Below are 18207 nucleotides of genomic sequence, written 5' to 3'. Positions count from 1 at the left end.
CTGGTTTAAACAATTATTAAATGTTTGGGAAAAAACATTTATATTTTCTATTTTCTTTATCAGTTTCTGAAGGATTAATATCTTTGCATTTTTCAGTTTTATTTTCACATCTAGAATAAAACGAACATCCTTTTGGTGGATTAATTGGATCAGGCAATTCTGTTTCAACTAAACTTTGAATTTCAATTTTTTGATTAGTTTTAGGTACACTATTTAAAAGTAAATTTGTGTATGGATGATAAGGTTTTTGAAATAATTCTTTAGCATCAGATTTTTCAACTATATCTCCAAAATACATAACCATTACCCTGTCACATATAGCTTCTATCACTGCAAGATCATGACTAATTACAATATAAGACAATTCAAACTTTTTCTGCAAATCGTTTAATAAATTTAATATTTGTGATTGAACTGAAACATCTAGAGCAGAAACTGGCTCATCTAGAATTATAATTTTTGCTTTTGAGAGCAATACTCTTGCAATACCAATTCTTTGAGCTTGGCCTCCTGAAAATTCGTGTGGGAAACGATTTAAAAATTCTTCTTTTAAATTAACTTCTTTAATTATGCTTTTAATCTCTTTTTCAATTTCTTTTTCATCGAGATTTCTAAGATATTTTAAAGGTGCTGCTAGAGATTTATAGATTGTTTTTCTTGGATTGAGACTGCTGATTGGGTCTTGGAACATATATTGAATATGATTTGGTAGTTTATACTTTTCATAATTATTTATATCTTTGTCTTGTATCTTTATTTCACCAGAAGAAGGTGAAATTAATCCTGCTAACATTTTTGCTAAAGTTGATTTACCACAACCAGACTCACCAACTATTCCAAGTGACTCTTTTGCTTTTAAATTAATATTAATATTGTTTACGGCCCTTAAATTTATTGATTGCTTGTTAAATAAACCTTTATTTTTTGAATAAAACTTTGAAAGATTGTTTGCAGATAAAATGTCCATCGTATTATTCATGAGGATATAAACACCTAACCTCACTATCTCCTTTCTGAACTATTTTGATATCTTCATTTAGGCAGTTGTCTTTTTTAATTAAGCAACGACTAGCAAATGAACATCCAATTTCTTTCTTATGTGTAATTGATGGGGGACTACCTAATATCGTTGGAAGTTTTCTTTTGCCAAATCCAATATGAGGAACACACTCCATTAACTGACTGGTGTATGGATGTCTTGGTTTGCTCATTATTTTTTCTGTTTTACCTTCCTCAACAATTTGACCTCCATACATTACAATTACACGATCACAAATTTGTGAAACAACTCCAAAGTCATGTGAAATAAATAAAACGGATAATCCTCTCTCTTTTCTTAAAGTATCCAGTAATGATAATATTTGAGCTTGAACCGTTACATCTAAAGCAGTTGTTGGTTCGTCTGCAATAATTAATTCTGGATCATTAGTTAAGGCCATTGCAATAGAAACTCTTTGTCTCATCCCGCCAGAAAGTTCATGAGGATATGAATTCCATACATTTTCAATGTTAGGAATTTGAACTAACTTTAATAACTCTTTCCCTTTTAATGTAGCTTCGTTACTTTTTTGACGATTGTGTTCAATAAATGCTTCTTCAAGCTGTTTTCCAATTTTAATCAAGGGATGTAGGGTAGAAAGAGGATCTTGGAAAATATATGAAATTTTATTTCCTCTTAACTCTCTAATTTGTTCATAATTCATTTTTAAAATATCATCACCTTGAAATTTTACTGATCCATCAACAATCACACCTGGAGGAGAGGCAACAAGACAGGTAATTGATAAAGCTGTTACTGATTTTCCTGAACCACTTTCACCAATTAAACCTAAACATTCACCTTTTTTTATATCAAACGAAACATCCTTAGATGCTAGGTGTAATTTGTTATTGAATTCAAAAGCTGTAGTTAAATTCTGTACCGATAAAAAAGAATTGCTGTTATTTTCAACATTTCTATTTAATTTAATTTGAGTAACAGGTTGAGGTTTAACTAATTCTCCTTTGCTTAATCTTGGATCTAATGCATCTCTAATACCATCGCCAAATAAATTAACTCCAATAACAATTAAGAAAATCATAGCTCCAGGTACATAAGATGTGTGAGGATTTACAATTAGTGAACTTCTTCCTTCACCAAGCATTGAACCTAAGTCAGCTTGTGGAGGTTGTGAACCTAAACCTAAAAATGATAGACCAGCTGTCTCTAATATCATCCAACCAACAGTTGTTGAAATTGTAACAACTATTACTGGAAGAATATTTGGAAAAATTTCGTAAATAATAATTTTAAAATTACTCATTCCAGATAATCTTGCAGCATCAATAAACTCTTTGTTAGCAATCGTGACAGTGACACCTCTGATGTTTCTTGCAAAAAAAGGAATGTTAACTAAAGCAACTGCAATCATAGCATTAAAAAGACCGGGGCCTAAAACAGCAACTATTGCAAGTGCTAACAAAATATAAGGAAATGCCATTAAGACATCTATGATACGCATAATAACATTGTCAGTTTTATTTCCATAAAACCCAGCAATAGTTCCAAGTATTGATCCAATGGTTGCTGAAATTAAAGCTGCTGATATTCCAACCAATAAACTTAATCTAGTTCCCCATAATAATCTTGATAACAAATCTCTACCTAAGTGATCTGTACCAAGCAAATATCCATCTGAAAAAGGTAAAAGAAATCTGTCGCTGGTTTTAATGACATCAGGATCTTTTAAAGGCAACAAGGGACTTAGAAATGAGACTACAAAAATTATAATTAATAAAATCCCACCAAATAAAGCAAGTTTGTTTCTTGAAATTAATTTTAAAAAATTAATCATTTAATCCTTGGATCTAAATATCTTTGTAACAAATCGACTGCGATATTGAATAATACATAACAAGCAGCAACAAACATGACACCACCTTGAACAAGTAAAATATCTCTTTTTAAAATTGCATCGACTAACATTCGTCCAACACCCGGCCATTGAAAAACAATTTCAATAAAAACAGATCCAGATAAAACAAATCCAGCCTGCAAACCTAAAATTGGAAGAATAGTGACAATTGCAATTCTTAAAACGTGTTTGAAAAGTACATTTCCTTCTCTAACCCCTTTAGCTCTTGCTGTTCTAATATAATCTTGTCTAAGTATTTCTAAAACAGAGTTTCTAGTTATTCTTGCAACTACTCCAGTTGCAACTAATGCAAGTGCTATTGCAGGCATAATTAAATGATGAATTAAATCTAAAAAATCACCCCCACCATAAATTGCATACATTCCTGATACAGGGAGCCATTGAAGATTAACTGCAAATAATAAAATCATCATCATTCCTAAAAAAAATGATGGCAATGAAATTCCAGTTAAAACAGTAAAAGTGATTATCTTATCTGTAATAGTGTATTGTTTAAATGCTGAGATTGTTCCAATTAAAACTCCAACAACAGAACATAAAATAAATGCAGTCCCTGATAAAATTAATGTAGCATTAAATCTTTCTAAAATCTCATCCAATACAGGACGATTTAAAGCAAACGATCTTCCAAGATCACCTTGAACTAAATTACCAAGCCAAATAAAGTATCTTTGAACTAATCCCTTATCTAAACCTAGCTGTTCATTTAGTAATTTTACATTCTCAGGTGTTGCATAAGAACCAAGTATTGCTGTTGCTGGATCTCCTGGAATGAGTGAAATAATAAAAAAAACTATAATTGTAATACCTAAAAGAACAGGGATTGCTGATAGTAATCTTTGAAGGAGATAATTCATGATAATACCCTAGGCTTTTTTAAGCCTAGGGCAACTATTATAATTCTTAACTTTTTTTAGTTTTTCTTAACGTCTTTTAATAAAAGTAAGAATGAAGGTTGAAGTGAGAAGTTACTCACTTTGTTGCTAGTAACTGCATTTTGTTTCCAGTTAGCAACAAATACCCATGGAGCATCTTCTTGAACAATTTCTTGCATCTCTTGATACAATTTTGCTCTTTCTGCTTGGTCAGTAGATGATCTTGCTTTATTTAAAAGATCATCAACTTTAGGGTTTGAGTAATATCCAGAGTTAAATCCTCCTTTGTCAGGCCAAGATTCTGTTCTTAGCGCTAAGAAAGGAAGTGTATCAGGATCGTTTGTCATCCATGCCATTTCTGCCATGTCTGCTTTTCCTTCTAAACCTGGGTTAACTTCACCTAGGAATGAGTTCCATTCAAAAGTTTTGATTTCAACATCAAAACCTACAGCTTTAAGATCTGCTTGTATTGCAGTTCCCATTGCAACAGGATCTAACATTCCAGAACCACCTTCAGTAACATAGAAAGTAAGTTTTGCACCTTCAACACCTGCTTCTTTAATTAAAGCTTTAGCTTTAGCAGGGTCATAAGGATATGGTTGTAAACTATTGTTATACGCCCAAGCAAATGCAGGAGGTGTTGGTCCAGCAGCTATCGCAGCTGTTCCTTCTAACACGTCATTTACAATTGCTTGCTTGTTAATTGCATAGTTAGCAGCTTGTCTTACTTTCTTATTAGCAAAAGGACCTTCTTTTGCATTTAAGATCAAGAACCAAACGTGAGGTCCTGCTTGTTCAACTACGCTAAATTTACTTCCACCAAATTTACTTAATGATGCAGGAGGAACTTCAACCATCATGTCAATTCCACCTGAAAGCATTTCAGCAACTCTAGTGTTAGCATCAGTTATAGGTCTAAAAACAACTGCATCTGTTCCAGCTTTTCCATCCCAATAACCAGAGTTTTTGTCTACAACAACTCTTTCATTTGATTTCCATTCATTAAATTTAAATGCACCAGTACCAGAAGGATTTCTTCCAAAATCTTTTCCGTGTTTTTTAACACCTGCTGGTGAAACAATTAAACCTGTTGGATACGCTAAGTTAGATAAAAAAGGAGCGTAAGGCTCATTCAATGTAAACTTAACAGTATTAGCATTTACTACATCAACTGATTTGATTGCTGAAAAAAAGAAAGATAGCGGGAAAGGTCCTGTATTGTGATAAGGATGATCTTTGTTTAACATTCTATCAAAGTTAAACTTCACTGCATCAGCATTAAAGTCTGATCCATCATGAAACTTAATTCCTGATCTTAAATTGAATGTATAAACTGTTCCGTCGCTACTAATGTCCCAACTTTTTGCTAAAGCTGGTTCGACTTCTAATTTTCCGTCTGTATATCTTACAAGCCCATCATAGATATTCATTACAATTCTAAAGTCATTTACAGCCGTAACTGTACTTGGATCTAAAGATTTTGGCTCAGCTATTTGACCTACCACCAATACTTTAGCGTTAGATGCAACTGTAAAACCAGCAATGAAAACTACTGATAGAAGACTAATAAAAAACGTTCTTAACTTTTTTAACATTTTATCTCCATCGTTGTATTTATTATAATTAAAGCCTAACAATTGATAATTTTGAATTCAACCCGATCATTTGTTCATTTCAGTTTTTTTCTGGTTAAAAAAAATAGTAAAATTAAGCAATTTTGTAGTAGGCTATTTATGTTATGACATTTTCAATTTTAGCTAGAAATCCAAAAACGGGCGAAATAGGTGGAGCTGCTGCTACAGGAAATCTTTGTGTTGGAGGATGGGTTTTAAGAGGAGATATAAAAAAAGGTGTTACAGCATCACAAGGTTTTTATCCAAGCACTATTTGGGGTGAAAACATTTTAAATAATTTAGGTAAATATTCGCCAACAATAGCAACCAATAAGGTTATCAAAAATGATAAGCAAAAACATTACAGACAAATTGCTTGTTTAAACATATCTGGCAAAGGTTTTTCATTTACAGGAAATAAAAATACAAAATACTTTAATCATATTGTTTTACCAAATTTGGTTGTAAGTGGAAACATGCTGTCCAACGATAAAGTGATCAATAAAATTGTGGATAATTTTAAGTTTAAAAACGAACCATTAGCTAAGACATTGCTAGAAGCTCTTAAAATAGGCAAAAAGTTTGGCAGCGACAAAAGAGGATTGATGTCTGCTGCATTACTGGTCTTTAAAAAAAACAATCCACCACTAAATATAAGAGTGGATCATGATACAAATCCATTGGTAAAACTAGAAAAAATTCTAAAAATGACTAATAAAACTAAATATAAAGAGTGGTTAAAAAAACTTCCAACTAAATAATGATTATACAAAATTATATACAAAAAATTGCAAAGTGCTCAAAACCTGCAGAAGGGGTTACGAGATTACCTTTTACTAAAGAACATAAATCTGCAAACAATCTTTTAAAACAATGGATGAGTGATGCTGGATTAAAAATTAGTTTAGATGCAGCTGGAACTTTAATTGGTAAATACGTCAGTCCTAAAAAAAATGCTAAAACATTATTGATAGGTTCACACCAAGATAGCGGTTACAACTCTGGAAGATATGATGGTATCATGGGAGTGATACTTCCAATTTTAGCTTTAAAAGAATTAAAGAAAAAAAAAATTATTTTACCTTTTAATGTAGAAATTTTAGCTTTCGCAGATGAGGAAGGTGTTAGGTTTCCAACAGCATTAATGGGACCAAGATCATTAGCAGGAACATTTAATAAAAAAGATTTAAAACTTAAAGACAAAAATAATATTTCTATTGAACAAGCTTTAAAAAGTTTTGGATGTAATCCATCAAAAATTAATTCATTAAAAAGAAATAAAAAAGACCTGCTAGGTTTTTTTGAGGTTCATATTGAACAAGGACCAGTCCTAGAAAGTAAAAACTTAGCAGTTGGAATAGTAAATGGTATTTCTGGAATATCTAGATTTAAACTTGAAATCGAAGGTTATGCTTCTCATGCAGGTACTACTCCAATGCATCTTAGAAAAGATTCATTAGCTGCAACTGCAGAAGTAATTAATGCTGTAGAAAATTTGGCTAAAAAAAATAAAAACTTTTTAGCAACGATGGCATCAATTGAGAATAGACCAAATAGTGTAAATGCTATTCCTGCAAAATCTTTATCTTTCGTAGAATGTAGGAGTGTCGATGATAAAAAAAGAAAAAAAGTAGAAAAAGAGATTTCTAAAAAAATTGGGCTAATTTGTAAGAAAAGAGGTCTTAAATTTAATTTAAACAAAACTTACGATCAAAGTGCTGTTAGTTGTGATAAGAAAATTATGAGTACACTTAAAAAATCATTTCAGAATTTAAAATTAAATCCATTTGTATTGATGTCGGGAGCAACACACGATGCATCAGCAATGTCTGATTTATGTCCTATTTCAATGCTTTTTGTAAGAAGTCAAAAGGGTTTAAGTCATAACCCAAAAGAATTTACTATCGAAAAGGATATGCAAATAGCAGTCAAAGTTATTGAAAAATTTTTAATTAATTTTAATTGATTTAATAAGAGGTATTGATGTTGAAAGTATATTTAGCAGGAGAAATTCACACAAATTGGCGAGATGAAATTATTGATGAATGTAAAAAACAAAATTTAGACATTCAATTTTCATCACCAGTTACTGATCACGCATCTTCAGATGATTGTGGGGTTGAAATTTTAGGTCCTGAAGAGAAAAATTTTTGGAAAGATCGAAAAGGGGCTAATATCAATTCAATTAGAACTAAAAAATCAATCAAAGAAAGCGATGTTGTCGTTGTTAAATTTGGTGAAAAATACAAACAATGGAATGCAGCATTTGATGCTGGATATGCATCTGCATTAAACAAATCTATTATAGTTATTCATAGTGACGATCATCAACATGCCCTTAAAGAGGTAGATGCCGCAGCCTCTGCTGTTGCTTCAGATCAAAAACAAGTAGTTAGAATTCTAAAATACGTTTTAGAAGGCTCATTATAATTTTTAAAGTCTCCATTTTAAGATGAAAAAAATACTTTGGTTCAGATATGATTTAAGAATTGAAGACAATGAAGCTTTCAACAAAGCTTGTAATGATGGAGAAGTCTTACCAATTTTTATTTATGATGAAGGGTATTGGAAATTAGAGACATCTAGTTCATTTCATTTAAATTTTACCAAAGAAAGCTTAGAAGAATTAAATAATGAACTGATAAGTAAATATAATTCTAAAATTTCTATATTTTATGGAAATACAATTGAAATTTTAAATAAATTAATCAACCAATTTAAAATTACAGATATTTTTACTAACCAAATATTTAGAAATAAATACACACTAGATTTAGATCAAAAATGCTCTGAGCTCTTTGTTGAAAAAGGAGTTAATTGGCATCAATTACAACAATTTGGAATTCAACTTGAAAATAGAAAAAGAAATTTTTGGGCTAATCAGTGGAATAAATTTATAGATAACGGACCACAAACTATTAAAGCTAATTGTAAATTTTTAACCACAGAAACATCATCTATTGAGGTCAAAACAAATCCAATTGATGGTTCAAATATTCAAAAAGGTGGAAGAACTCAAGCGCTTTCCCTCTTAAATAGTTTTTTAGAACAAAGATCTGAAAATTATCAAAAAGAAATGTCTTCACCAATTACTGGTGAAGTTGCTTGTTCAAGATTAAGTCCTCACATTACTTATGGAACTATTTCATTGAGAGAAATTAATCATGCAATTGATAATGCTAAACAGATCAATATGTCTTTTAATAAAGTTAAATCTTTAAGATCTTTTAGAAGTAGACTTGCATGGCACTGTCATTTTATTCAAAAACTTTATGATGAGCCTGAAATTGAATATCAAAATATGAATAGAGCCTATGATGGTATCAGAGAGAATGATTTTAATGAACAGTATCATCAAGCCTGGAAGGATGGTTTAACTGGTTATCCTTTTGTTGATGCTTGTATGAGGTATTTAAAATCAAATGGATGGATTAATTTTAGAATGAGAGCCATGCTAGTATCCTTTGCATCATACCAATTATGGCTTGATTGGAGGAAAACTAGCAAACATTTAGCGAGATTATTTACCGATTATGAACCTGGAATTCATTATTCACAGTTTCAAATGCAATCAGGCACAACCGGCATCAATACTATTAGAATTTATAACCCTATTAAACAATCAACAGATCAGGATCCAGAAGGTGAATTTATAAAAAAATGGGTGCCAGAATTAAAAGAAATTCCCAATAAATTAGTTCATGAGCCTTGGAAACTTACATACATAGATCAAAAGGGTCTAGGAATTGAAATAGGAAAACATTATCCAAATCCAATTGTTGATCACCATTCTTCATCAAAGATTGCAAGAGATAAGATTTGGATGGTTAAAAAAACAGAAGAGGCAAAGTTCAATGCCAAAAAAATCTTAGAAAAGCACGCAAGTGCTAAGGGTAGACGTTAAATATTTTACATCACAATTTTGTTTACGACTGTTTTGAAATAGAATATCGTTCCTTACATGAATCTAAACTTATCTACACACCATCATAGACTTGCAAGAGTAGGTTTAAGTTCAAGACTTTCTTCAAAATTATTTAGCTTATTACTTCAAAAAGTAGACTGTAAAAATCATATAAATTCTTCAACGCCCACGAAATTGTAATCACTTCTTTTTTTAAAAAATTAATTTTAATTAAAGGAGAATTATGGAAATAAAAAACATTGTTAACTTAAAAGATTACCCAATTGATCAGACAGGATCAAAAGAGTACCAAGATTTAATTACTAAAAATAGAGAGCTACTTGATAAAGACGGATGCTGTGTACTTCCTAACTTTGTACTTAGCGAGTCTTTGAAAAGAATGAAGGAAGAAGTTGAAAGAAATCTTCCTAAAACTCATTGGACCAAAGATCATCACAATCCTTATTTTTCAAAAGATGATGAAAATTTATCTAAAGATCATCCAAAGAGAGTATTTTCATTTAGAGAAAGCGGATACATCAATTCAGATGATTTAGAAGAACAATCTGATTTAAATAAAATTTACGAGTCTGAAGAAATGTTAAAATTTATTTCAGATAGTTTAGGAGTTTTTCCTCTTTATAGATGGTCAGATCCTTTAGGTAAAAATCCATACAGTATCATGCATAAAGATCATTACTTTCCTTGGCACTTTGATGGCAATGAATTTACTTTAAGTATTTTAGTTCAAAAAGCTGAAAAAGGTGGATTGTTTGAATACTCACCTGATTTAAGAAGCACTGAAAATGAAAACTTTGATGAAGTAACAAAGGTTCTTCGAGGTTCAAGAGATAAAGTTAAATCATTAGACCTTCAACCAGGAGATCTTCAAATATTTAAAGGAAGATTTTCTATGCATAGAGTAACAAAAATAGAAGGAAATACTTCTCGTTACATTGCATTACCAACATATGTAAAAGATAGTTACAGAGTAAATAAACCAGAACACTCTAAACAAGTTTACGGTAAAGCACTTCCAATTCATTATGAGAGAAATAATGTTGAAGTAGATGGGTTAATGGATTGATATGAAAATAGGTTTTATTGGTTTAGGAAATATGGGTATGCCAATGGCATTAAACTTACATAAATCCAAAAGAATAGATTTATTAGGTTACGATGTAAGTCTTAAATCTTTAAAACAATTTAAATCCAAAAAAGCAAAAGCAACAAACTCATTATATGAATTAATTAAGTTTTCTGATGTAATTATCACCTGCGTTCCTGGACCAAAACAAATCAAAGCATTATCAATTGGTAAAGGTAAAATCATTGATCAATTAGGTAAAAATAAAATTTGGATTGATTGTTCTACTAATTCTTTAACTTGCTTTAATCTTTTAAAACAAAAGTTAAGTAAAAAAATTAATCAATTTGTTGATGCAACGATATCAGGTGGAAATTTAAAAGCTCAATCAGGAGATTTATCAATATTCATTGGTGGTAATAAAAAGACAGTTAATAAGCTTAAGTTTGTCTTTAATATATTAGGTAAAAACATCTATTATCTAAATAAACCAGGTGCGGGTTATGCTGCTAAAATTGCACAAGTTAGCCTTTGTTATTTAAACTATTTATCACTCTCAGAGTCGCTGATGCTTGGAGTAAAGTCAGGGATTAAACCAAAAACAATGTTAGAGATCATCGATAAAAGTGCAAGTGGTGGTTATACATCAACAAGATACGGCCCTAATATGATTAATGGAGATTATGACCCATCTTTCTTTTTAGGTTTATCAATGAAAGATCTAAATCTTGCTAATGAAATTATTAAACTTCAAAAATTAAAACTACCAATAATGAACCTAACTTCAAAAATATATAATAAAGCAATTAAAAAATATGGAGCAAATTCTAATCACTTAAAAGTGATTAAACTTTTAGAACAAAATAATAAATTAACTTTTTCAAAGGAGGGACGATGAAGAATAATATAAGCGAAGCAGATTGGAAAGTAAGAGTAGATCTTGCTGCCATGTTTAGATTAACAAACATGATGGGTTGGGATGATACGGTTTGGAACCATATCACTGCAAGAGCACCTGGAACGGATCATACATTTTTTATGCATGAGATGGGTTTGTTGTATGAAGAAGTAAAAGCATCAAACTTAATTAAAGTAGATGAACATGGTAAAGTTTTAGAAGGACCTGAAAAAGCTAATACTGCAGGTTTTATTATTCACAGCGCTATTCATTTAAATCATCCAAATGCAAAGTTTGTCTTTCATGCACATCCTCCATCAGCTTTAGCTGCAACTGCATTAAAAGATGGTATCCCTCATTTAGTTCAAGATAGTTCAATGCTTTATGGAAAAGTTGGTTACCATGAGTGGGAAGGACTATCGATTAATAAAGATGAGAGAGTTAGAATTGCTGAAAACATGGGGGATAATAAGGTTTTGATTATGAAAAACCACGGTCTTCTTACTGTTGGTGCAACAGCAGGAGAAGCTTTTATGAACATGTATTATGCAATTAGAATGTGTGAAGTTGCAGTACAAGCAACAGGTTCAGGTTTACCTCTTGAAAGAGCAACAGAAGAGATGTGGAAATTATCTCAAAAACAATATGATCTATTTTCACCAGGATTAAACGAGTGGCCAGCATTACTTAGAAGATGTGATGCAAAAGACCCATCTTATAAAGAGTAATGACAAAAATTAATTCTTTAGACGATATTGTAAAAAATGGCCTTTGTATTGGCTGCGGACTTTGTAAAAGTATTGCAGGAAATTCTCTTCAAATGGAGATGAGTGACAAAGGTAATTTAGAACCTAAAGAATTAACACCAATTACCAATGAAACTTTAGAGGAAATTAAAAAAGTTTGTCCTGGAGTTATTGCTGAAGGACCTGAAGATCATAAAGAAAATGAAGGAGCTAATAAAGATTTGGTTTGGGGAAATTATTTTGATTTATATTATTCTTGGTCTACTGATCCAAAGATCAGATTTCAAAGTTCAACAGGTGGTTTGTTAAATGGTTTGTCTTTATATTTACTAGAACAAAAGAAAGTTGATTTTATTATGCATACAGCAGGGGACAAAGATAACCCCATGCGAAACATTGTAAAATACAGTTATAATAAAGAGGACTTAATTAACTGTGAAAGTAGATCAAGATACGGTCCATCCTCACCTTTAAGTGAATTTCATAAAGCCTTAGACAAAAAACAAACCTTTGCTTTCGTTGGTAAACCTTGTGATGCAGGAACTATTAGATTACTTGCTAAATCAGATGAAAGGGTTGATCAGTATTGTAAATATATCTTCACCCTTGTTTGTGGAGGTTTTCAAGAACTTACAAAATCACAAGAGTTTATTGATAGCTTTAATGTTAAAGAACAAGAGTTAGAAGAATTTAGATATAGAGGATTTGGTAACCCTGGAAGAATGTATATCAAAACAAAAGATCAAAGGGAGTTTGATAAAGATTATAATTCTTTTTGGGGTGATGAAAGTAATTGGAAAGTTCCATTTCGATGTAAAATTTGCCCAGACGCAATAGGCGAAAGTTCTGATATTGCAGCACTTGATACTTGGAGAGGGGGCTCACCTAAAGGAGAAGATGAAGGGTTTAATGCTGCAGTGATGCGAACTAAAAAAGGAATTAAAGTTTTTAATGAAGCTGTTGAAAGTGGATATCTTGTTAGAGGAGACAAAGTAACCATTGAAGACATTAAAGATTTTCAACCTCATCAAACAACTAAAAAACAAGCTGTTTATGCAAGACATTTAGGTATGAAAAATAATAATGTTCCAACAATCACAACTAAAAACTTAAGAATAGAGAAGTTGTATAAATTAAATGATGATGAGTTTAACAAACAACAAGAACAAGGTGTTTCAAAAAGATTAGGAAATTAAGAAGACATGAATTTGTTATTCAATGAAACTCACCCCATACCAATTCATGCTATTATGGCAATGATTGCTGTAATTTTAGGTGGCATTCAACTTTCTATGAAAAAAGGTGGAGCAATTCATAAATCGTTAGGTCGTATATGGGTAGGCATAATGATGTTTGTAGCAATATCTTCTTTTTTTATACATGAAATAAAATTATGGGGCGCTTATAGTCCTATACATTTGTTGAGTTTGTTGACGGTTTTTACACTTGGTGTTGGTATTTATTATGTACGTGTTAGAAATATTAAACGTCATAAACAAACAATGATTACTTTATATTTTTTTGCTTTAATCGTAGCAGGTTTTTTTACGCTTTATCCAGGGCGTATCATGCATCAAATTTTAATTGGATGACAACTCTATTACCTCATATACACGTCAATGAAATTGGTTTTGTATAATTGTTAATTCATAATGATTAAAAACTAATCATTTATATTTACTAATTGAAAATTGAGCAATTTTGATAAAAATTTAGCTTTAATTCTTAATATTTTTTCTTGAACAGAGTTAAATTTTGCTACATTTGTGCCGGGTAAAACAAACTGTTTTCTATCGTTGTATTTTAATTTTTTACTCTCAATCATTTCCTTACACTTTCTCATGACAGTTGTTCTTGGAATGTTTAAAATTTCAGATAATGAAAAACTGTTCACACCATACCCTAAATTTTCAGTAGTCATAAATTTGTGTAATGTTTCACGATCTATATCTCCACTATTCATAAAATCTTTTTTATTTAAATGATACAGTTGATTAATAAGACATGTGGACCATATTTGAAAACTAACAAAATCACCAAAATGTTTTTTCCAACTAGTCATCATAGATATTTGCATTTCACAATACCAAGGCCAAATATGTGAAAAGTTATTTTTTATTGTTTTTTCAATTTCATTTGAATTGAAATTTCTTGGTGTTAATTTTTTTTCATAAAGCAAATTAGAAAAATATTCCAAGTAATTAATCAAAAGTTTAATTTTTTGATCAGTTATACTTTTCTGTAACAATGATTTTTTAGTTATTATTTGTTTATTTTTAATACTGATCTGTTCTTTTTTTTCTAATTCAATTAATTTTCTTCTAATTGTTTCTTTAGGACTATCCAAATTTTCAGAAATTTTACGGATAGTAAATGTATCAATTATTAAATTAGAGTTATTAAAAAATTCATCAAATTGATAAAAAATTTTATTTTGAGAATAAGATTTTAAGATTTCTTTTAAAATTACCTCTAGAACTAAACTTTTTGCATGATCTTTAAAAAAACTAAATGATAGTCCCATCCAATTCCATTGATGATTAATCCATTTCCTTGAAAGAATTTTATAATTTTTTACTATGAAGTGAAAAATTTCATCTTCATTTAACTTGTTAACCAATATGAGTTTTTTTGACATTTTTATATTGTTTAGTTTGCTAATATATTACAATTAAACAATTTTTTATGGAAACTGCAAAATTAATATCTCCAATAGCTTTAGCATTAATAATGTTAGGTTTGGGTACATCTTTAAAAATAGATAATTTTTTAAGAGTATTTAGATACCCAAAAGATTTTTTTGTAGGTTTGTTTTGCCAAATGATAATTTTACCAATAATTGCTTTTTTATTAATTAAAATAATTAATATACCAACTGAAATTGCCTTAGGAGTAATGATTATCGCTGCTGCCCCTGGAGGTGTTACATCTAATATTCTTACAAAATTTGCTAATGGAGATGTCGCTTTATCAATATCTCTCACAGCAATTATAAGTTTAATAAGTATTTTTTCTGTGCCGTTTATAATATTTTTCTCAGCAGATTTATTAAACATCGATTATGTTCAAAAAAATATTTCTATTTTATCTATTTCTTTAAAAATGTTTTTTGTTGTCACTATCCCAGTCATTGTCGGGATGATTATAAGACATTATGCAAATAATTTTGTTTTAGATAAAACAAAAACAATTCAAAGAATTTCAGTTGGGCTATTCATTATTGTATTTATTTCAATTTATATTGAAGAATGGGATAAGATTGTTAATTTTTTAATTAAAGCAGGAACTATCTCTTTAGTATTAAATATTACCATGATGACTGTAGGTTTTTATATTGCTAAATTTTTTGCATCAGGAGTCGCACAGCAAAAATGTATTTCTTTAGAGTGTGGTCTTCAAAATGGAACTTTAGCTGTATTTGTTGGAACACAATTATTTGATGAGATTGTATATATGGTGCCAACAGCTGCATATGCATTAATAATGATGATAACCTCTATTTTATTTTTATTACTCATAAGAAAATTAAATTAAATATTTTCCAAAATAATCCGCTACCTCTATTTCTCCAATAGTGCTCCAATGACATAGCTAATTGAGTTTAATTTAACTTAAGACTTATTTTTTGATTTAAATTCTTATCTAAATTTTTGCTTGATAAATATTTCAAATAACCTTTTTTTATTTTTTTCCAATCTTTATCAATAATTGCATACCAGGAAGTGTCTCTATTTCTTTTTTTATAAATTGTAGCCTGTCTAAATATACCTTCAAATTTAAAACCTAACCTTAAAGCAGCTTTATTCGATTTTTTATTTAAACTATCACATTTCCACTCGTATCTTCGGTAACCTAAATTCTCAAAAACATTTTTCATCATAAGATACATTGCCTCTGTTGCTTCAACTGTTCTTTGAAGATTTTTAGCATAAGTAATCCAACCTATTTCAATTGTCCCGATTTCTGGTTTAATTCTAAGATAACTTGCTAAACCACAATAGGTTTTAAGCCTTTTTGAATAAATTGAGTAAAAAAACGGATTACCTGATAACTTATCAGTAGTTAAATACTTCTTAAAAGAACCGAAAGTCTTATAGGGTCCTGTTGGCATATAAGTCCAATCAATTCCTTTTCTGTCTAAAGAAAAGTTTTTATATAAATCTTTAGCATGCTTTTTTGCGTTAACTGGTTCTAAAAAACAATATTTACCAATTAATTTTTTCTTTGAAGGGTATTTTGCTTTATTAAATTTTACACTAAAGCCTATTTTCATTATTTATTTTTTTCTAATTGTTTATGTCTCATTATCAGATATCAAATTTTTCTAATAAGAAATTGATTAATAAATTGTAAATGAATGCAAAACTAAAAATATAAAATAGAAAAATTGCTGCTTTAGAATTAAATATGTATCCAGTGGAAGTTAAAAGAACCAAGAAAAAGCTTATCGATAAAGCAAGTTTAGATAGCCCTTTTTTCTTAAAATGAGATTTAATTTCTTTTTCCTTCATATATACGATTAACTAAAATACTTAATATACCAATGAATTTTAAAAAATATATATGGAAATGTAGATTGTTAGTTTTGAATACTCCAAACTACACTAATCAAGAGTATAAAAATTCAAAAGATATTTACCAAAAGCACATAAAAGAATTTCACAAACGATTTATTAAACTCGTTACAAAATTAGATAAAGCTAAAAACTTTAGTGTGAGTTTAATTGGTTTTGATGGAACTGAAAAAGCTCAATTAAATACAATAAATATAAAAAAAATTTTTACCTTAGTGGATAAAATGCCAATGAATAAGATGATTAAAGACAAAAGTTTTAAACCTTTAAATCTTTCATTATTTTCTGATTATAAACCTGAGACAACTTTACATGGATTAGGTTTTAAGAATAAAGAAAAGGCGCTTTATACAGTTAAAGCTATCAAAAAAAGATCAATCAAGTATCAAGTAAATGTTATTGCAACTATGCTTGGAAGAGCAAAAAATCATCCTAACAAAACTAAAGATATGGATGATGCAATTGTGATCTTTGAAAAGTGGATGAGAATGTATAAAAAGAACAAAAAGGCCTAAATTAAAGAATAGTATAAATTTAATCACTTATTAAAATATGACCCTAATTGAAATAGTAGCTTTAATAATTTTTTTATTTCCTCTGGCATATAGCCCAGGACCTGGGAACATGTTCTTTGCAGCTAATGGAGCTAGATTTGGTTTTGCTAAAACATTATCAGCAAATTTTGGTTATCATTTTGCAACGATTATAGTTACTTTTCTTATAGGTTTTGGTTTTAATATATTTTTTTCATTTATTAATGATCAGTATCAATACATTCAGATAATTGGATCATTATATGTAATCTATCTTGCTTATAAATTCTTTAAAGCAAGCACGTATGAAAACAACAATCAAAATTTAAAATGTACTTTTGTTGATGGAGTTATACTTTTAGTATTTAACCCAAAAGCTTATGTGATAATTTCTTTAATGTTCACAATCTTTTTAGACGGTTCTCAAAGTTTAATGAGAATAATTTTAATCAGTACAATTTTTACAATTAATAACTGCGTGTCATTTACTCTCTGGACATTATTTGGTGACTTACTTGGTGCAAAATTTAGAAATGAAAAATATTCAAAAATTTTAAACAAAATCTTCTCATTGTCTTTATTTTTGGTTGGTATATGGATGCTTTCAATTAAAATTTAAAAAATAAAAAATGAAAAAACTTATATCTGTAATAATTCTTAGCATCTTAAGCTCAAGTGCTAATGCTGATGATCAACAAACCTTTGTGTTTAATAATCTACAAAGAGATTTCACGACTTGTTATAGTTATTACTTGTTATCTGAAGAAGGTTTTAAAAAAAGTGGTAGTGCTAATGATGAAACTATAGCAGGACTTAATAAATCAGCAGATTTATCATTAGAATCTGTGTTTATGATTGGTCAGCAATTAGGTATGAATACAGACACAATGAGAAATAGAGTTAAAACATCCTTTGAAAGTATGAAAAATGAGATGGGTGAAGATTATAAAAATTTTTCAAAAGTTTTAGATAAATACGGAATATTCTGTAAGGACTTAATAGAAAAAACAGACGAAAGAGTTCTATTCTGGGAAGATAAATTTAAGTAAATTATTATTTAGA

Annotated in this window: 21 protein-coding genes; 14 read left to right on the top strand and 7 right to left on the bottom strand. The window is 29.6% G+C overall.

Annotated features, from left to right (window positions below; translation table 11 throughout):
• Nucleotides 1-16: 16 nt before the first annotated feature.
• From ACTTAO_RS00580 to ACTTAO_RS00565, 4 genes are read right to left on the bottom strand one after another with little or no spacing between them, the layout of a single operon-like run.
• Nucleotides 17-979, bottom strand: a complete 963-nt coding sequence (locus tag ACTTAO_RS00580; RefSeq protein WP_440690336.1) for an oligopeptide/dipeptide ABC transporter ATP-binding protein — start codon at nucleotides 977-979, stop codon at nucleotides 17-19.
• Nucleotides 972-2834 (bottom strand): dipeptide/oligopeptide/nickel ABC transporter permease/ATP-binding protein, encoded by a 1863-nt coding sequence (locus tag ACTTAO_RS00575; protein WP_440690334.1) that lies wholly within the window; start codon nucleotides 2832-2834, stop codon nucleotides 972-974. Before ACTTAO_RS00575 ends, ACTTAO_RS00580 begins: the two co-directional genes overlap by 8 nt.
• Nucleotides 2831-3772 carry an ABC transporter permease gene (locus ACTTAO_RS00570; protein WP_440614524.1) on the bottom strand — a complete coding sequence of 314 codons (942 nt, stop codon included), beginning with the start codon at nucleotides 3770-3772 and terminating at the stop codon, nucleotides 2831-2833. Before ACTTAO_RS00570 ends, ACTTAO_RS00575 begins: the two co-directional genes overlap by 4 nt.
• A 56-nt stretch (nucleotides 3773-3828) precedes the next feature.
• Complete coding sequence (locus tag ACTTAO_RS00565) at nucleotides 3829-5385, bottom strand: ABC transporter substrate-binding protein (protein ID WP_440690332.1); 1557 nt, start codon at nucleotides 5383-5385, stop codon at nucleotides 3829-3831.
• 143 nt (nucleotides 5386-5528) lie between these two features.
• On the opposite strand from ACTTAO_RS00565, the gene ACTTAO_RS00560 reads away from it, so the two are divergent.
• From ACTTAO_RS00560 to ACTTAO_RS00515, 10 genes are read left to right on the top strand one after another with little or no spacing between them, the layout of a single operon-like run.
• Nucleotides 5529-6164, top strand: a complete 636-nt coding sequence (locus tag ACTTAO_RS00560; RefSeq protein ID WP_440690330.1) for a DUF1028 domain-containing protein — start codon at nucleotides 5529-5531, stop codon at nucleotides 6162-6164.
• Nucleotides 6164-7369 (top strand): M20 family metallo-hydrolase, encoded by a 1206-nt coding sequence (locus ACTTAO_RS00555; RefSeq protein ID WP_440690328.1) that lies wholly within the window; start codon nucleotides 6164-6166, stop codon nucleotides 7367-7369. The genes ACTTAO_RS00560 and ACTTAO_RS00555 overlap by 1 nt, the downstream gene beginning before the upstream one ends.
• 17 nt (nucleotides 7370-7386) lie before the next feature.
• Nucleotides 7387-7833, top strand: coding sequence for a YtoQ family protein (locus tag ACTTAO_RS00550; protein ID WP_440690326.1), 447 nt, complete (start codon nucleotides 7387-7389; stop codon nucleotides 7831-7833).
• Nucleotides 7834-7855: 22 nt separating this feature from the next.
• Nucleotides 7856-9307 (top strand): deoxyribodipyrimidine photo-lyase/cryptochrome family protein, encoded by a 1452-nt coding sequence (locus ACTTAO_RS00545; protein WP_440690324.1) that lies wholly within the window; start codon nucleotides 7856-7858, stop codon nucleotides 9305-9307.
• Between the two features lie 57 nt (nucleotides 9308-9364).
• Nucleotides 9365-9508: a hypothetical protein gene (locus tag ACTTAO_RS00540; RefSeq protein WP_440690321.1), complete on the top strand. Its 144-nt coding sequence runs from the start codon at nucleotides 9365-9367 to the stop codon at nucleotides 9506-9508.
• 43 nt (nucleotides 9509-9551) lie between these two features.
• The gene (locus tag ACTTAO_RS00535) at nucleotides 9552-10394 is read left to right on the top strand and encodes a HalD/BesD family halogenase (RefSeq protein ID WP_440676756.1); all 843 of its coding nucleotides are present in this window, start codon (nucleotides 9552-9554) and stop codon (nucleotides 10392-10394) included.
• A gap of 1 nt (nucleotide 10395) precedes the next feature.
• The gene (locus ACTTAO_RS00530) at nucleotides 10396-11292 is read left to right on the top strand and encodes an NAD(P)-dependent oxidoreductase (RefSeq protein ID WP_440690319.1); all 897 of its coding nucleotides are present in this window, start codon (nucleotides 10396-10398) and stop codon (nucleotides 11290-11292) included.
• Complete coding sequence (locus ACTTAO_RS00525) at nucleotides 11289-12020, top strand: class II aldolase/adducin family protein (protein ID WP_440634018.1); 732 nt, start codon at nucleotides 11289-11291, stop codon at nucleotides 12018-12020. Before ACTTAO_RS00530 ends, ACTTAO_RS00525 begins: the two co-directional genes overlap by 4 nt.
• Nucleotides 12020-13234: a Coenzyme F420 hydrogenase/dehydrogenase, beta subunit C-terminal domain gene (locus tag ACTTAO_RS00520; protein ID WP_440690317.1), complete on the top strand. Its 1215-nt coding sequence runs from the start codon at nucleotides 12020-12022 to the stop codon at nucleotides 13232-13234. Before ACTTAO_RS00525 ends, ACTTAO_RS00520 begins: the two co-directional genes overlap by 1 nt.
• Nucleotides 13235-13240: 6 nt before the next feature.
• On the top strand, nucleotides 13241-13630 hold the full coding sequence (locus ACTTAO_RS00515) for a DUF2306 domain-containing protein (protein ID WP_440690315.1): 390 nt from the start codon (nucleotides 13241-13243) through the stop codon (nucleotides 13628-13630).
• A 71-nt stretch (nucleotides 13631-13701) separates the two neighbouring features.
• Here the strand turns inward: ACTTAO_RS00515 and ACTTAO_RS00510 are convergent, their stop codons facing one another.
• Nucleotides 13702-14676 (bottom strand): hypothetical protein, encoded by a 975-nt coding sequence (locus ACTTAO_RS00510; protein ID WP_440690313.1) that lies wholly within the window; start codon nucleotides 14674-14676, stop codon nucleotides 13702-13704.
• Nucleotides 14677-14702: 26 nt separating this feature from the next.
• Here ACTTAO_RS00510 and ACTTAO_RS00505 point away from each other — a divergent pair, with 26 nt between their 5' ends.
• Nucleotides 14703-15572 (top strand): bile acid:sodium symporter family protein, encoded by an 870-nt coding sequence (locus ACTTAO_RS00505; RefSeq protein WP_440691090.1) that lies wholly within the window; start codon nucleotides 14703-14705, stop codon nucleotides 15570-15572.
• A 67-nt stretch (nucleotides 15573-15639) separates the two neighbouring features.
• Here ACTTAO_RS00505 and ACTTAO_RS00500 read toward each other — a convergent pair whose 3' ends face one another.
• Together ACTTAO_RS00500 and ACTTAO_RS00495 are read right to left on the bottom strand one after the other, a co-directional pair.
• The gene (locus ACTTAO_RS00500; protein ID WP_440690311.1) at nucleotides 15640-16311 is read right to left on the bottom strand and encodes a GNAT family N-acetyltransferase; all 672 of its coding nucleotides are present in this window, start codon (nucleotides 16309-16311) and stop codon (nucleotides 15640-15642) included.
• Between the two features lie 34 nt (nucleotides 16312-16345).
• The gene (locus ACTTAO_RS00495) at nucleotides 16346-16549 is read right to left on the bottom strand and encodes a hypothetical protein (protein WP_440690309.1); all 204 of its coding nucleotides are present in this window, start codon (nucleotides 16547-16549) and stop codon (nucleotides 16346-16348) included.
• 32 nt (nucleotides 16550-16581) lie between these two features.
• Here ACTTAO_RS00495 and ACTTAO_RS00490 point away from each other — a divergent pair, with 32 nt between their 5' ends.
• The 3 genes from ACTTAO_RS00490 to ACTTAO_RS00480 are packed head-to-tail and all read left to right on the top strand — an operon-like array spanning nucleotide 16582 to nucleotide 18194.
• Nucleotides 16582-17127 carry a DUF4174 domain-containing protein gene (locus ACTTAO_RS00490; protein WP_440690306.1) on the top strand — a complete coding sequence of 182 codons (546 nt, stop codon included), beginning with the start codon at nucleotides 16582-16584 and terminating at the stop codon, nucleotides 17125-17127.
• Between the two features lie 37 nt (nucleotides 17128-17164).
• Complete coding sequence (locus tag ACTTAO_RS00485; RefSeq protein ID WP_440690304.1) at nucleotides 17165-17764, top strand: LysE family translocator; 600 nt, start codon at nucleotides 17165-17167, stop codon at nucleotides 17762-17764.
• Between the two features lie 10 nt (nucleotides 17765-17774).
• Nucleotides 17775-18194 (top strand): hypothetical protein, encoded by a 420-nt coding sequence (locus ACTTAO_RS00480; RefSeq protein ID WP_440690302.1) that lies wholly within the window; start codon nucleotides 17775-17777, stop codon nucleotides 18192-18194.
• The last annotated feature ends 13 nt before the right edge of the window (nucleotides 18195-18207 follow it).

The sequence above is a fragment of the Candidatus Pelagibacter sp. HIMB1782 genome, from assembly GCF_052047475.1.
Taxonomy (GTDB): domain Bacteria; phylum Pseudomonadota; class Alphaproteobacteria; order Pelagibacterales; family Pelagibacteraceae; genus Pelagibacter.
The sequence above is the reverse complement of the archived record's forward strand: the minus strand, read 5'-3'. Positions and strand labels throughout refer to the sequence as shown.

Coding starts and splice junctions, on each gene's coding strand:
- ACTTAO_RS00555 (WP_440690328.1), top strand. CDS start 6,164: ATGATTATACAAAATTATATACAAAAAATTGCAAAGTGCTCAAAACCT.
- ACTTAO_RS00515 (WP_440690315.1), top strand. CDS start 13,241: ATGAATTTGTTATTCAATGAAACTCACCCCATACCAATTCATGCTATT.
- ACTTAO_RS00580 (WP_440690336.1), bottom strand. CDS start 979: ATGAATAATACGATGGACATTTTATCTGCAAACAATCTTTCAAAGTTT.
- ACTTAO_RS00510 (WP_440690313.1), bottom strand. CDS start 14,676: ATGTCAAAAAAACTCATATTGGTTAACAAGTTAAATGAAGATGAAATT.
- ACTTAO_RS00545 (WP_440690324.1), top strand. CDS start 7,856: ATGAAAAAAATACTTTGGTTCAGATATGATTTAAGAATTGAAGACAAT.
- ACTTAO_RS00540 (WP_440690321.1), top strand. CDS start 9,365: ATGAATCTAAACTTATCTACACACCATCATAGACTTGCAAGAGTAGGT.
- ACTTAO_RS00495 (WP_440690309.1), bottom strand. CDS start 16,549: ATGAAGGAAAAAGAAATTAAATCTCATTTTAAGAAAAAAGGGCTATCT.
- ACTTAO_RS00530 (WP_440690319.1), top strand. CDS start 10,396: ATGAAAATAGGTTTTATTGGTTTAGGAAATATGGGTATGCCAATGGCA.
- ACTTAO_RS00525 (WP_440634018.1), top strand. CDS start 11,289: ATGAAGAATAATATAAGCGAAGCAGATTGGAAAGTAAGAGTAGATCTT.
- ACTTAO_RS00535 (WP_440676756.1), top strand. CDS start 9,552: ATGGAAATAAAAAACATTGTTAACTTAAAAGATTACCCAATTGATCAG.
- ACTTAO_RS00575 (WP_440690334.1), bottom strand. CDS start 2,834: ATGATTAATTTTTTAAAATTAATTTCAAGAAACAAACTTGCTTTATTT.
- ACTTAO_RS00560 (WP_440690330.1), top strand. CDS start 5,529: ATGACATTTTCAATTTTAGCTAGAAATCCAAAAACGGGCGAAATAGGT.
- ACTTAO_RS00550 (WP_440690326.1), top strand. CDS start 7,387: ATGTTGAAAGTATATTTAGCAGGAGAAATTCACACAAATTGGCGAGAT.
- ACTTAO_RS00480 (WP_440690302.1), top strand. CDS start 17,775: ATGAAAAAACTTATATCTGTAATAATTCTTAGCATCTTAAGCTCAAGT.
- ACTTAO_RS00565 (WP_440690332.1), bottom strand. CDS start 5,385: ATGTTAAAAAAGTTAAGAACGTTTTTTATTAGTCTTCTATCAGTAGTT.
- ACTTAO_RS00485 (WP_440690304.1), top strand. CDS start 17,165: ATGACCCTAATTGAAATAGTAGCTTTAATAATTTTTTTATTTCCTCTG.
- ACTTAO_RS00520 (WP_440690317.1), top strand. CDS start 12,020: ATGACAAAAATTAATTCTTTAGACGATATTGTAAAAAATGGCCTTTGT.
- ACTTAO_RS00490 (WP_440690306.1), top strand. CDS start 16,582: ATGAATTTTAAAAAATATATATGGAAATGTAGATTGTTAGTTTTGAAT.
- ACTTAO_RS00500 (WP_440690311.1), bottom strand. CDS start 16,311: ATGAAAATAGGCTTTAGTGTAAAATTTAATAAAGCAAAATACCCTTCA.
- ACTTAO_RS00570 (WP_440614524.1), bottom strand. CDS start 3,772: ATGAATTATCTCCTTCAAAGATTACTATCAGCAATCCCTGTTCTTTTA.